This is a genomic window from Aeribacillus sp. FSL K6-1121 (assembly GCF_038003725.1).
In the GTDB taxonomy this organism is placed as follows: domain Bacteria; phylum Bacillota; class Bacilli; order Bacillales; family Aeribacillaceae; genus Aeribacillus; species Aeribacillus composti.
In genome coordinates, this window is record NZ_JBBOPS010000001.1 from 3729308 (window position 1) to 3742887 (window position 13580).

Consider the following 13580-nt stretch of genomic DNA (forward strand, 5'->3'; position numbering starts at 1 on the left):
AAGGGGAGGTTTCTTGTGAAGAAAAGGATTAGAAAGTTTTTTGCCATTTTTATGGTTGTCCTGCTATTATTGCCGACCGTCAAAATACAGCCTGTTTTTGCTGAATCGGCTTTAGCAGACGGAGAATACACGATTGGCTTTAGGGTCTTGAAAAACGGAACAGAAGATACCTCGACAATGGACGGCTATACCGTGAAGCCGGCCGGCTTAACAGTGCAGAACGGCAAAACATATGTATCAGTGACATTAAAAAGCAGCGAATGGATTAAAACCTTTCAAGTAGAACGAAATGGTGAATACGTCGATGCGGAGGTTGTATCGACGAATGAAGCAGAAAACACAAGAGTCGTCAAGTTTGAGGTGGATGATTTAACGAAAAAATTGAATGTTCAAACAAGAGTCGCCGTACCAGGCGTATATGATACAGTTCATACGGTTCAATTCTTGTTTGATGTAAACAGCATTACACCAGTGCAGGCGGAGCAGCCGGAAGAGGGCGGGCAAGAGCCTGAAAATCCAGGTCAAGAAGATGGGGAAGAGCCGAAAGATCCAACTCCTGGAGATACTGAGCCAAATCCGCAGCCGGGAGAAGATGGCAATCAAGATGAACAGCCTGCGGAACAGCTTCAAGACGGCGAATATACGATTGGCTTTAGGGTCTTGAAAAACGGGACAGAAGATACCTCAACAATGGACGGCTATACTGTGAAGCCAGCTGGTTTAACAGTACAGGACGGCAAAAAATACGTCTCAGTGACGTTAAAAAGCAGCGAATGGATTAAAACCTTTCAAGTAGAACGAAACGGTGAATATGTCGATGCGGAGGTTGTATCGACGAATGAGACAGAAAATACGAGAGTCGTCAAATTTGAAGTAGATGATTTAACGAAAAAACTGAATGTTCAAACAAGAGTTGCCGTACCAGGGGTATATGATACGGTTCATACTGTTCAATTCTTGTTTGATGTAGACAGCATTACACCAGTGCAGGATGGACAGCCGGAAGAAGGCGGCCAAGAGCCTGAAAATCCGGGACAAGAAGATGGCGAGGAACCAAATGATCCAGCTCCTGGAGAAGATGGTGATCAAGATGAACAGCCTGCTGAACAGCTTCAAGACGGAGAATACACGATTGACTTGACAGTGTTCAAAAACGGGACAGATGATATCTCATCAATGGATAACTATACAGAGAAGCCGGCCCGTTTAACAGTGCAGGACGGCAAAAAATACGTCTTATTGACGTTAAAAAGCAGTTCATTAATTAAAAGCTTTAAAGTAGAGCGAAATGGAGAATATGTCGATGCAGAGGTTGTATCGACAAATGTAGAAAAAAATACAAGAGTCGTCAAGTTTGAAGTAGACGATTTAACAAAAAAATTGAATGCTCAATTGACTGTTTCGGTTCCGAACATGTATGAAATGACGCATACCGTTCAATTCAAGTTTGATGTAGACAGCATTACACCAGTGCAGGCGGAGCAGCCGGAAGAAGGAGGCCAAGAGCCTGAAAATCCAGGACAAGAAGATGGCGAGGAACCGAATGATCCAGCTCCTGGAGATAATGAGCCAAATCCGCAGCCGGGAGAAGATGGCGATCAGGATGAACAGCCTGCTGAAGAGCTTCAAGACGGTGAATATACGATTGACTTTAAGGTCTTAAAAGACAAGACAGAAGATATCTCGATGATGGATGGCTATACTGTGAAACCGGCTCGCTTATCGGTGAAGGATGGCAAAAAATACGTCTCCGTGACGTTAAAAAACAGCGGATGGATTAAAAGCTTTCAAGTAGAGCGAAACGGTCAATATGTCGATGCGGAGGTTGTATCGACGAATGACGTAGAAGACACAAGAGTCGTCAAGTTTGAAGTGGACGATTTAACGAAAAAACTGAATGTTCAAACAAGAGTTGTTATACCGCAATATGGTTATGATGGATCTTATACGGTTCAAATCCAGTTTGATGTAGACAGCATCAAACCAGTAAAGAAGGATCAGCCGGATGAGGATGGACAAAAACCAGAAGATCCTGGGAAAGATCCGGGTACAAATAAGCCTGGAGACAATCCATCGAACAATAACAATCAAAATTCTGGAAATAACAATGGCGGACAAACAAGAAATGAGTTGGCTGACGGTCTATATACCGTGGAATTTACTGTATTAAAAAATGGTACAGAAGAACCGTCAATGGTCAATGATTATGTTGTCAGCCCGGCACTATTAACTGTAAAAAATGGACAATTAGATGTTGCGTTCACATTGCTAAAAAGCTCATGGATCACGAAATTACAAGTGGAAAGAAACGGCCAATATCAAGATGTGGAAGTGCGAAGCAAAAATGAAAAAGAAGATACAAGAGTAGTAGGTTTCCCGATCGAAGATTTATCTAAAAAAGTGAATGCTAAGATCAAGGTGGATATTCCAGATCTTCAATATCACAATACGTATGATATCCAAATTGCTTTTGATCCAGATAGTGTAAAACCATATGATGGAACAGATGTTCCAACGAGGAATACGAATTCCAGCGATCAAGATCAAAACCAAAATCAGGATCAAAATCTACAAAATAGCAATAGCGATGACGATTCACTAACCTTTAACCGAGATGCAGATCAACAGTCGACAGACGATGACGCTTCCAATAACTCAAATAATTCAACCGTGAATGCCAAAACGGCTGATCTTTCCCAAATTGGTTTGTATTTGGCATTGCTGCTAGGATCTCTTGCCATCATAGTTTGGAAGAATCGCTCAAGGCTCCTTATTCATTTGAAAAAATAACCTGACTGTTGTCTTGATGCGGACATGCGCATCAAGACAACATTTTCTTATTTAAAAAATATGACAACGACTTTTTAGGTCGGTCGAAAGCGGGGAGGCTTTGTTTAAGTGTGTAAACAAAGAAGAATGGGATGGCTGATCCTTTTGATAATGCTGCTGGTTGTCGTCGCCGGTTGTTCTTCATCTGCTGCTGAATCAACGGAACAAAAAAAGCCGAAAAAACAGGATCATCGAGTTGTCTCATTATCTGTTGCCGTTACGGAAATTTTTGATGCATTAGATATTGATTTAGTTGGCGTCCCCACAAGCAGCAAAAAACTGCCGGAGCGGTATAAGAATGCGAAAAGAGTGGGGTATGCTAAAAATCCTGATATGGAAGTTTTGATGTCTTTAAAACCTACTGATGTATACTCTGTTTCAACTATTCAATATGATTTAGAGCCAGTGTTTGAAAAACATAACGTTCAAGTAGATTTTTTGGATTTAACCAGTCTTCAATCAATGGAAAAGGAAATTCTTGCACTCGGAGAAAAATATGAACGACAAAAACAAGCGAAGAAGATCGTTGATAGATTCGAAAAAAAAGTAAAAGAAATCCAGAAAAAAACTCGTAACTTGGAAAAACCAAATGTTTTAATCTTACTCGGAGTTCCCGGAAGTTACTTAGTGGCAACAGAGCATTCCTATATTGGCGATCTAGTGAAATTGGCGGGTGGAAACAACGTGATTCAAGGAGAGAAAGTGGAGTATTTAGAATCTAACACAGAATATTTATATGAATCCAATCCCGATGTCATATTAAGGCTTGCTCACGGCATGCCGGAGGAAGTAGTCAAAATGTTCGATGAAGAATTTAAGAAAAACGATATATGGAAGCATTTTGATGCTGTCAAAAATGGCAGGGTGTATGATCTGGAAGAAGAATTGTTCCCGACTACCGCAACCATTCGAGCGGATGAAGCTTTAGATGAATTGGTGAAATATTTGTATCCTGAGTTTCATGAATAAGCGGACAAAAAAGAAAAGGGTGCTGATCCATGAAGAAAACGTGGCTAACTTTTGCAGTAGTGACCACAATGCTGGTTGTTGTCACTTTTTTCTCTATTGTGAACGGAAGTTTGGAAATTGGCGTTGCTGAGTTGATCAGAGGCCTTTTGTTTGGTGGAAATGAAGATGTAGAAGTCATAAAGGATATGAGATTTCCACGGATCATTGTGTCCCTTTTTGCTGGAGCAAATTTGGCGGTATCGGGATTATTATTGCAGGCAGTTATGAGAAATCCTTTGGCGGAAGCTGGGATCATCGGGATTTCTTCAGGAGCCAATTTTGTTGCATTAACTATGATCAGCTTCTTTCCTACGTTGTTTTTTTGGATGCCGCTGTTTGCTTTTCTTGGAGGGATACTTGCCTGTTTTCTTGTCTATTCCTTTTCATGGAAATCAGGACTCAGCCCCCTTCGATTAATTTTAGTTGGGGTGGCAGTCAATGCGGTGTTTACTGCATTATATGAATCCTTTAACTACAGAGGCTATACGACAACCAGTTCTGCGAAAGCTACTGCATCAACATTATCTCAACAAACGTGGGACGATGTTCAAACAATTGTTATATATGGTTCCATCGGTTTAATATTGTCCTTGCTCGTTTATTCTTGGTGCAACATGCTGGCTTTACAAGATAAAACGGCGCGAAATCTGGGGCTTCACGTGACAAGAGCTCGGGTTATTATATCTGCGATTGCAGTTTATTTGGCAAGCGTCACAACCGCAACTGTTGGGGTCATTGCATTTGTCGGTTTGCTAATTCCCCATATTGGACGGCTATTAGTCGGTTCAGATTATAAAATATTAACACCATTCTCCATTTTATCAGGAGCTTTGCTTATTTTAACGGCCGACACAATCGGAAGGGTGTTTTTAGCGCCGACGGAACTTCCTGCATCCATTATTATGTCATTAATCGGCGGTCCCTTTTTGATTATATTGATTAGAAGGAGTGATCGCATCTATGGAGGTTAAAAATGTTTCATTCTCATATAATCAAAAAGAGGATCAGTTAAAATCAATTAACCTTGCTGTTGAACCTGGTAAAATTACGACGATTATCGGTCCGAATGGATGCGGAAAGTCCACATTATTAGAAGTTATGTCTAGCCACAATGCACCGCAAAAAGGCCAGATTATTTTGGACGGAAAATTGATTCAACAATATAAGCCGAAGGAATTGGCGAAGAAACTATCGGTTGTTCATCAAAAAAATGAAATTCCTTTTGATATCAATGTCGAGAACCTGGTGAGCTACGGCCGCATGCCGTATAAAAGATTTTTTCATCATCATAACTCAGAAGAGGATGAAGAAGTGATTGATTGGGCGCTTTCCATTACCAATTTGCAATCAAAACGAAAAGAAAAAGTAGAACAGCTGTCTGGGGGAGAAAGACAGCGAGTTTGGATAGCGATGGCATTGGCGCAAAAAACTCCTATTTTGTTTTTGGATGAACCGACAACATATTTGGATGTTTATTATCAATTCGAAATTTTAGAGCTCATCAAGAAGTTAAACAGGGAGTATAACATTACGATTGTGATGGTGCTGCATGATATGAATCAAGCCATTCGTTATAGTGATTGGATTATTGTGATGAAAAACGGCGAAATTGTGACGGAAGGTTCTCCAAAAGAAGTGATCACGGAAGGAATGATTGAAAGCATTTATGGGGTAAGAGCCATAGTCAATCATAATGATCAAAGCGGATTTTATGTTGTGCCAATGGGAGTTGCTAGAAGGAATGACAATGCGACATGAATGATCGGGGATTGAGAAAGATCATTGGGAAACTCGTTAGCATTGTTTGCATTGGGATTTTGTTTTTTTCAGCGTATCAAATTATAAGTATCCTTTACGATTACTATACAAACCGGCAAGTTTTAGCTGAAATTCAAGAGGTTTATCAAGAAAATCGTACCGAGAGAACTTCTCATGAAGGCAAGGACTTTGAAAGAATTCGTTCGTCTTTTATTGAATTGCAGCGCATTAACCAAGATATTGTTGGTTGGATTGAAATTCCCGACACATACATTTCGTATCCGATTCTTCAAGCGGAAAACAATGAGTTTTATTTAACAAGAAATTATAAAAAAGAGAAATCAAGGGCTGGAAGCATTTTTATGGATTATCGAAATGATGTGAAAGGCCTAAATCAAAATGTTATCCTTTACGGACATCGTATGAAAGATGACACGATGTTTGGACAATTAGATAAATATCTGGATGAATCGTTTTTCCAGCATCACCGCACCATTTATTTTGATACGTTATATGAAAGCTACGATGCTGAAATCTTTTCAGTATATAAAACGACTACAGATTTTTATTATATCGATACTGAATTTTCCTCTGATGACGAATTTTTATCATTCGTCAATCAGTTAAAAGATCGTTCCATTTATAAGACCGATATTGATATCGAACCGAATGATCAAATTTTAACTTTATCTACTTGTGATTACACGTTTCCTGGAGGAGAAGGGAGACTTGTCATACATGCAAAATTAAAGGAGAACAAGTAAATGGTAGAAAATTTCGAAAATAACAATTGACAATGATAATCATTTTTAATTAAAATGGTAAAGGAGGGATACTTTTGAAAACAAAACTTTTCCAATTCACCCTCACGTTTTTCTTATTGCTCTTATTTACCGGATGCGGGGTAAAAGGAACTGAATCAACAGGAGGGACAAAAGTAACAGAAAGCAAAGTGAAAGTGACCGATGCATCAGGTCGTGAAGTTGCTTTTGACACTCATCCGAAAAAATTTGCTTCATTAACGATCGGTGATATGGATATCATTCATCAATTAGGAGGGGAAATTGTCGGCAGGCCTAGTACGAAGGTAGAGATACCGGAAGAATTAGAAAAAGTAGAAGAAATCGGAAATACACACCAGCCGAATATAGAGAAGATCGTAAGTTTGAAGCCAGATGTGTTAATTGCCAATGTTGGTTTTGATAAAAACATCCCCGCATTGGAGAATCAAGGAATACAAACTCTCATGACGGAAGCGAATTCCATTGAAGATATAAAGAAAAACATCGAAACATATGGAACTCTTCTCGGTAAAGAATCGAAAGCTCAAGAGCTGATTAAACAAATCGAGCAAGTCGTTGAGAAGCAAACGGAAGCTTCCGAAGCTCAAGCATTGCTTGTTTATGGAGCACCTGGATCATTTTTAGCAGCTCTCCCAACGTCATTGGCAGGAGATATTTTAGAAAAATCGGGCGGAATTAATGTAGCATCGAACTTTCCAAAGTTAAAAGAATATCCGCAATACGCTCAATTAGCGGTAGAACGTGTGGTGGAAGCTGATCCAGATATCATTTACTTAATCACACACGGTGATCCTAGCGGGGTAGAAAAAGCATTTAAACAAGAAATGGAAAAAAATGCAGCTTGGAAAAACTTAGATGCAGTAAAAAAAGGAAACATTGTGGTGCTGCCATCGAATTTGTTTGGCACTAATCCGGGGACAAAGATCACAGAAGCAGTGGAATATATGCGTCAAAGCTTGAAAGATATAGGAAAGGATTCATGATGAATCGAAAGAAACGAATATGGCTTATCATCATTCTGATCATCTTATTGTTTCTAAGCGTATTCTATAGCCTGACAGCAGGCAGTATCTCTATTTCATTTAAGGAATTTTTTGCGGATATGGGCGATAAGGAATCGTTAGTGTACCGTGTTGTTTGGGATTTGCGGCTCCCAAGGATTCTCGTTGGGCTGCTTGTCGGCATGTGTTTAGCGGTTTCGGGTGCTATCTTACAAGGTGTAATGAAAAACCCGCTTGCGGATCCCGGTATTATTGGCGTGACGTCTGGGGCAGGACTGGCAGCGACGGTGATCATGGTGCTGTATCCCGATCAACTGCACATTTTGCCTTTAGCAGCCTTTCTTGGCGCTTTTCTTACGGCTATGCTCATTTATTTGCTAGCTTGGCAAGATGGAACTTCCATTGTTCGAATTATGCTGGTCGGGATTTCAATCAACGCCTTTTTAGGTGCGATCATGTCATGTATTATGATTTTACATAGCGACAAAGTTCAAGCGGTTCTGCCGTGGCTAAATGGCGGGATTAGCGGCGTAAGCTGGGTGCATGTAGAGATGATTGTTTATTATGCCATTTTTGCACTGGTATTAGCGTTTTTTTCCATCAAACATATCCGCATGCTGATGCTGGGGGATGAGGTGGCCACTTTATTAGGCCATCAAGTGGAAAGAAGCAGATTTTTCTTAATTTTTGTCAGTGCTCTTTTAGCTGGAATAGCCGTCAGTGTTGCTGGACTGGTAGGATTTGTAGGTCTTATCGTTCCGCATATCATTCGATTGCTCATCGGAAACGATTATCGTTATTTGCTGCCATTATCCTGTGTAGGCGGCGGCATACTCGTTGTGTTCGCAGATGCTGCGGCAAGAAGCTGGTTTGATCCTATTGAACTGCCGGTAGGGATCCTGCTGTCTTTTCTAGGCGGTCCGTTTTTCCTATATTTGGTCTTTAAAGGGGGAGTGAAGCATGCTCACCGTTAAAGATCTGACTTACCACCATTCCAAACGATTCGGCATCAACGAAATGAATCTGGAATTGCCAAAGGGTGAAGTGATTAGTATTATCGGGCCTAATGGATCAGGAAAATCCACCTTGCTGCGGCTCATCGCTGCCTTATTACAGCCCCAAAATGGCGAGATCATTCTCGATGGAAAAAATATCGTTTCTGCGAATCGAAAAGATATCGCAAAACAATTAACTATGCTGCCGCAAACACATGATGTTACGCTCGATTTTACCGTACGTGAATTAGTAGAGTTCGGCAGGAACCCTTATAAACGCAAATTTGCCCCATTCAGTCAAGAAGATAAAGAAATCGTTGATTGGGCGTTAGCTCTTGCCAATGTGAAACAATATGAACATCAACACTTGTCCTCCTTATCAGGAGGCGAGAGGCAAAGAGCGTGGATTGCGATGGTTCTTGCCCAGAGTACTGAATATTTATTATTGGATGAACCGACCACGTTTTTAGATATTGTACATCAATTGGAAATTTTGGAGGTTGTCCAAACGATCAATCAACAGTATAACAGGACGGTCATCATGATTCTTCACGATCTGAATCAAGCCGCACAGTATAGTGACCGCTTAATCGTGATGAAAGACGGGACGATTTATCAACAAGGCAGTCCAGAGGAAGTATTTTCGGAAAAAATGTTTGAAGAGGTATTTGGTATTTCTGTCTCCATCCATGATATGGATGGAAAACCAATGTTTATTCCAAAACGATTCAAAAGAAAGGGGAAAAAAGAATGTACATCGTTACCAATTCCATTCGCGTGAAAAAAGGATATTCCGGAAAGTTAGTGGAGCGTTTTAAAATTAGAAAGGGAATTGAGAAATTTCCTGGGTTCATTCGTTTAGATCTCTTAGTAACGGACGGATTAAAAGATTATGACGAAGTTCGTGTATACACAACATGGGAGAACAAAGAAAGCTTCGAAGGCTGGTTCCACAGCGATGTGTTCCAAAAAGCGCATGAAAATCGAAAACAACATGATTATGTTATTGGAAATCAAGTGTCCTTCCATGAGCTAGCATATTCCTATGTAAAAGAAGATGAGCGAGCTGTCGAAAATTTATAAATAAAAAATGGCAGAACGATTTTTGTGAAGTAGGTTACAAAAATTGATTGGAAAAAGAATAGATATCCGAATTGCGGCCTTTTCCAAATGAATTGCGGGAAAAGGTCGTTTATTTTTTTCAGCAAAAACAAAAAATGTGGCACGGGGCTGTCCAGAAAGTCAAATCCCTATTGAAAACCAAAAATCATTAACATCGATATTTCAACGTTTCTAAAACATAAAAGGGGGCCGTCAATAAGCCAAAAAACGACTTATTAGACAGCCCCAATCAAGAAAATAGTTAGTTAAAACCGCAAACACTCCGGCTTGGACAGCGGAACAGCTGTTAGAAACAAGAAAATAGGTAGTTAAAGGCAGCTGCTAAAACAAAATTTGTATAAAAAAATGATTGCAAAAGATTTTTCAATATCCTTTGCAATCAAAACTTTACTTCGTTTTTTCACTCTTTTTCAGCAGGAATTTCTTTGCCGTTCAATATTAGTTTGAACGTAACGTCACCCTTTAAAGATGCAGAAACCGCACAATATTTTTGTTTGCCTAATTGGATGGCGCGCCAAACTTTTTTCGGCGTTATATCCCCATTTACTGTAAATGTGATGGTATAAGCGGTGAAAGAAGAGGGCAATTCTTCGCGACGCGTGCCGTCGACTGTAATATCAATTGCCTCAATATGATCTAATTCATGTCTTAAAATCATCGTTACATCAATTCCAATGCAGCCGGCAAGAGCCGCTAGGAGCATTTCTGTTGGGGTTGCGGCACTTCCTTCTCCACCGTAGTTTTCCGTGGCATCCATTGCCATTTTGTATCCGGATGGACCGACTGCTTCAAAAGCACGGCCGCCCTGCCATGTTGCTTTAATTTGCATATTGTTCAATTCCTCTCTTTTAAAACTCTGTAACTTGTTGCAAAAATTTTTGTGCCCGCGCTGTTTGCGGATGTTCAAAAAATGCTGCTGGCTTCGCATCTTCTACGATAACGCCGTCTGCCATAAATAAAATGCGGTCAGCGGCACTCCGGGCAAATTTCATCTCATGCGTTACAATAATCATCGTCATGCCGTCTTCTGCTAATTCTTTCATTACTTTTAATACTTCTCCTACAAGCTCCGGATCAAGTGCAGAAGTCGGTTCATCGAATAGCATCAACTTCGGTTCCATCGCAAGAGCTCTTGCGATCGCTACACGCTGTTGCTGCCCGCCTGACAGCTGAGACGGATAAGCATCTTCTTTTGCTGCAAGCCCGACTTTTTCTAACAAATTGGCTGCGATGCTGTATGCTTTTTCCTTCGGCATTTTTTTCACTACTAATAAAGCTTCCATTACATTTTGGACGGCCGTTTTATGCGGGTATAAATTAAATTGTTGAAACACCATCCCTGTTTTTCGACGAATGGCATAAATTTCTTTTTGTTGTGCTTTTTTTGAAGCATTTGCATCAATCACGTGACCGTCGACTGTAATGGTGCCGCCTGTAATTGTTTCAAGTCCGTTGATGCATCTTAAAAACGTACTTTTTCCTGAACCGCTTGGACCAATGACTGCCACTACTTGATGGGCTGGAATGGATAATGAAATATTTTTTAATATTTCATGCTGTCCAAAATTTTTCTGTAAATTTTTAATCTCTATCATGCTGTCACCACCTTAATAAACAGACAGCCGTTTTTCGATTTTATTTAATAAAAATGTAAAGAATGTACTCATAATCCAATACATCGCTGCAATGGCTGCATAAAACGGCATGTAAACATAATATTGCGCCACTAATAATTGAGCAGAGCGCATTAATTCTGTGACCGCAATAACGGATACGAGCGATGTTTCTTTTAACATTCCGACAAATGTATTGCCAAGTGGGGGAATAGCGTAGCGAATCGCTTGAGGGATGATAATTCGGCGCATCGCCTGGCGTTCCGTCATACCAGTTGCGAGCGCTGCTTCTGTTTGCCCTTTTGGTATGGATTGAATCGCACCGCGAAACGCTTCTGAAACATAAGCGCCGATGTTAATACTTAGTGCAATATACGCAGCAGTTAATGGGCCTAATTCAATCCCATAATCAACTAAGCCATAATAAACGATGACGATTTGCACCAATGCCGGTGTCCCCCGAATAATGGACACATAGGCTCTTGCTATACCACGCAGAATGCGATTGCCCTTAAGCCGGGCAATCGCAATGATTAAACCAATGATTAAACCGAAGAACATGGAAACTACAGTAATGAGTAATGTATAATATGCCCCTTTTAACAAAAAAGGCAAGTTTTCAATGACTAAGTCCATTTTGGCAACCTACTTTCATCATTCTTCGGTCGGCTCTTCGTCAAACCATTTTACATAAATTTCTTTATATGTTCCGTCTTCTTTCATTTCTTTCAATGCTTTATTTAAAGCATCCACCAATTCTTTATTGCCTTTTTTCACAGCAACGCCAGCTTGGTCCTCCTTAATTGGATCGCCGACGGCTTTAATTTTATAGCCGTTTTCTTCAATGACTGGTTTTAATGCATAGACATTGTTGATCGTTGCATCAATTCTGCCAGCATCCAAGTCTTTTAATGTTGTAATCACGTCATCATATGTGTTGATTTTAAAATCGCCCACTTTTGGCAATAATTCATTTCGCAAATATGCTTCATCATTCGTACCAAGTCCAACTCCGATTGTTTTTCCTTTAAAATCATTAACAGATTTGATGTCATTATTGTCTTCCCGAACGATCACTTTGACTTTATTTGTAATATATGGTTCTGTAAAATCGATTTGTTTTTTCCGTTCATCTGTGATTGTCACTTGGCTTACTAAAATATCGAATTTACCTTTTTGAAGCCCAGGAATTAAACCAGAAAATTCTTGTGCAACAAAATTTGCTTTAACTCCTAGACGTTTTGCCAATTCTTTCGCAATGTCAACGTCAAAGCCGTCGTATTCTTTGTTTTCATTCATAAAATTATACGGTGCATAAGTACCCATAATGCCGACAGTGATTTCGCCTTTATCTTTGATTTCCTGTAATGCGTTTTTCTCTTGATCTTGAGTTTGTTTTTCTTTTTGATCATTGTTATTGCCGCATGCTGAAAGTATTAGAGCTGCTATTGCAATGAGTGAAATGAACCATCTTATTTTTTTCATGTTTATCCTCCTTCATTAGACACCAAAGATTCCAAAAAATTCAAAGTGTACAGTTTCTTCAATGAGCTGTTGAAGTGTTTTTTGCTGTAATGCATCTTTTGATGATGGCGATTGAAATAGCCATCTGGCTAAAACTCCTTCCAGGAGGCTCATGATGAATACTGCCAGTAATTTTGGATCTACTTCACGCGAGATCATTTTCAGTTCTTTGGCCTGTGCAATATTTTCCGCAAAAGCTGTTTCCATGTCTGCTTTAATCTCTTCTACTTTTTCTTGTATCTTTGGCTGAGAATGAATGCCTTTTAGCAATATGTTCATGAAATACTTATTGTTTTCAGCGAAATGAAAAATACGTTCAAACATTTGTGTCGTGGAAGCAACGGAATCTTGCAAGTCCACTTTTTTTGTGCGGTACCCTAGTTTGATTGCATCTAAAAGTTGGGCACGACCTATTTCTAGCATCTCAAGCGCGATCGCTTCTTTGCTTTTAAAATACCAATAAAATGTCCCTTGGGACACATTGCCTTTTGCGACGATATCTGAGACTTTCGTTTTTTCATAGCCAACTGTCGCAAATAATTCTAATGCAATTTGCAATAATTGCTGTTTTCTTTCCTGTCTTCGAGCTTCTGCCTGCACTATACCCCCCCTGACTGACTCATTAGTCAATTAAATCCTATAAGATTACTATAAATTAGTCAACACTTTTGCTTCATTTTTTTAAAAAAGCATGCTGCAAATTTAGAAATGGTTTGGCTGAAAAGAATAACAGAGCGAATCACCGTTATTTTATGGAAATCTGCATTACGTTATTCGTCCCGCTTTAGCACACTGTCCTCTGTTTTCGTTCATGAACATAGCAAGAGAAGAAATCAAAGAAACAATGCTTTTCATGTGGAAAAAATGAATCCTCCGATGTCTGCAGCTGTTTTGCTGTTAACGAGATCAACTATCAACGTTTTCTTC

General features: G+C 39.8%; 14 protein-coding genes. 9 read left to right on the top strand and 5 right to left on the bottom strand.

Annotation, left to right across the window (positions count from 1 at the left end):
- Positions 1-15 precede the first annotated feature (15 nt).
- The 9 genes from NSQ61_RS18125 to NSQ61_RS18165 all read left to right on the top strand — a co-directional run bounded on the left by NSQ61_RS18125 (position 16) and on the right by NSQ61_RS18165 (position 9477).
- On the top strand, positions 16-2790 hold the full coding sequence (locus NSQ61_RS18125) for an NEAT domain-containing protein (protein ID WP_340807812.1): 2775 nt from the start codon (positions 16-18) through the stop codon (positions 2788-2790).
- A 126-nt stretch (positions 2791-2916) separates the two neighbouring features.
- Entirely contained in the window at positions 2917-3798 is an 882-nt protein-coding gene (isdE, locus tag NSQ61_RS18130; RefSeq protein ID WP_063387711.1) for a heme ABC transporter substrate-binding protein IsdE, read from the top strand.
- A gap of 29 nt (positions 3799-3827) precedes the next feature.
- Complete coding sequence (locus NSQ61_RS18135) at positions 3828-4808, top strand: FecCD family ABC transporter permease (RefSeq protein ID WP_063387712.1); 981 nt, start codon at positions 3828-3830, stop codon at positions 4806-4808.
- Positions 4798-5595: an ABC transporter ATP-binding protein gene (locus tag NSQ61_RS18140; RefSeq protein ID WP_130157533.1), complete on the top strand. Its 798-nt coding sequence runs from the start codon at positions 4798-4800 to the stop codon at positions 5593-5595. The genes NSQ61_RS18135 and NSQ61_RS18140 overlap by 11 nt, the downstream gene beginning before the upstream one ends.
- On the top strand, positions 5592-6359 hold the full coding sequence (srtB, locus tag NSQ61_RS18145; RefSeq protein ID WP_063387714.1) for a class B sortase: 768 nt from the start codon (positions 5592-5594) through the stop codon (positions 6357-6359). The genes NSQ61_RS18140 and srtB overlap by 4 nt, the downstream gene beginning before the upstream one ends.
- A 74-nt stretch (positions 6360-6433) precedes the next feature.
- Complete coding sequence (locus tag NSQ61_RS18150; protein ID WP_339197617.1) at positions 6434-7381, top strand: ABC transporter substrate-binding protein; 948 nt, start codon at positions 6434-6436, stop codon at positions 7379-7381.
- The gene (locus NSQ61_RS18155) at positions 7378-8373 is read left to right on the top strand and encodes a FecCD family ABC transporter permease (RefSeq protein ID WP_339197614.1); all 996 of its coding nucleotides are present in this window, start codon (positions 7378-7380) and stop codon (positions 8371-8373) included. The genes NSQ61_RS18150 and NSQ61_RS18155 overlap by 4 nt, the downstream gene beginning before the upstream one ends.
- On the top strand, positions 8360-9175 hold the full coding sequence (locus NSQ61_RS18160) for an ABC transporter ATP-binding protein (protein ID WP_130157530.1): 816 nt from the start codon (positions 8360-8362) through the stop codon (positions 9173-9175). Before NSQ61_RS18155 ends, NSQ61_RS18160 begins: the two co-directional genes overlap by 14 nt.
- The gene (locus NSQ61_RS18165; protein ID WP_063387718.1) at positions 9145-9477 is read left to right on the top strand and encodes an antibiotic biosynthesis monooxygenase; all 333 of its coding nucleotides are present in this window, start codon (positions 9145-9147) and stop codon (positions 9475-9477) included. Before NSQ61_RS18160 ends, NSQ61_RS18165 begins: the two co-directional genes overlap by 31 nt.
- Positions 9478-9916: 439 nt before the next feature.
- On the opposite strand, the gene NSQ61_RS18170 is transcribed toward NSQ61_RS18165, so the two are convergent.
- The 5 genes from NSQ61_RS18170 to NSQ61_RS18190 are packed head-to-tail and all read right to left on the bottom strand — an operon-like array spanning position 9917 to position 13253.
- A complete protein-coding gene (locus NSQ61_RS18170) occupies positions 9917-10345 on the bottom strand; it encodes an OsmC family protein (RefSeq protein ID WP_063387719.1) in 429 nt (142 codons plus the stop codon).
- 19 nt (positions 10346-10364) lie between these two features.
- The gene (locus tag NSQ61_RS18175; RefSeq protein ID WP_066250100.1) at positions 10365-11111 is read right to left on the bottom strand and encodes an amino acid ABC transporter ATP-binding protein; all 747 of its coding nucleotides are present in this window, start codon (positions 11109-11111) and stop codon (positions 10365-10367) included.
- Positions 11112-11123: 12 nt separating this feature from the next.
- Positions 11124-11765, bottom strand: coding sequence for an amino acid ABC transporter permease (locus tag NSQ61_RS18180; protein WP_130157528.1), 642 nt, complete (start codon positions 11763-11765; stop codon positions 11124-11126).
- Positions 11766-11783: 18 nt separating this feature from the next.
- On the bottom strand, positions 11784-12614 hold the full coding sequence (locus NSQ61_RS18185; RefSeq protein WP_063387722.1) for a substrate-binding periplasmic protein: 831 nt from the start codon (positions 12612-12614) through the stop codon (positions 11784-11786).
- Between the two features lie 15 nt (positions 12615-12629).
- Positions 12630-13253, bottom strand: coding sequence for a TetR/AcrR family transcriptional regulator (locus NSQ61_RS18190; protein ID WP_232515597.1), 624 nt, complete (start codon positions 13251-13253; stop codon positions 12630-12632).
- Positions 13254-13580: the final 327 nt, after the last annotated feature.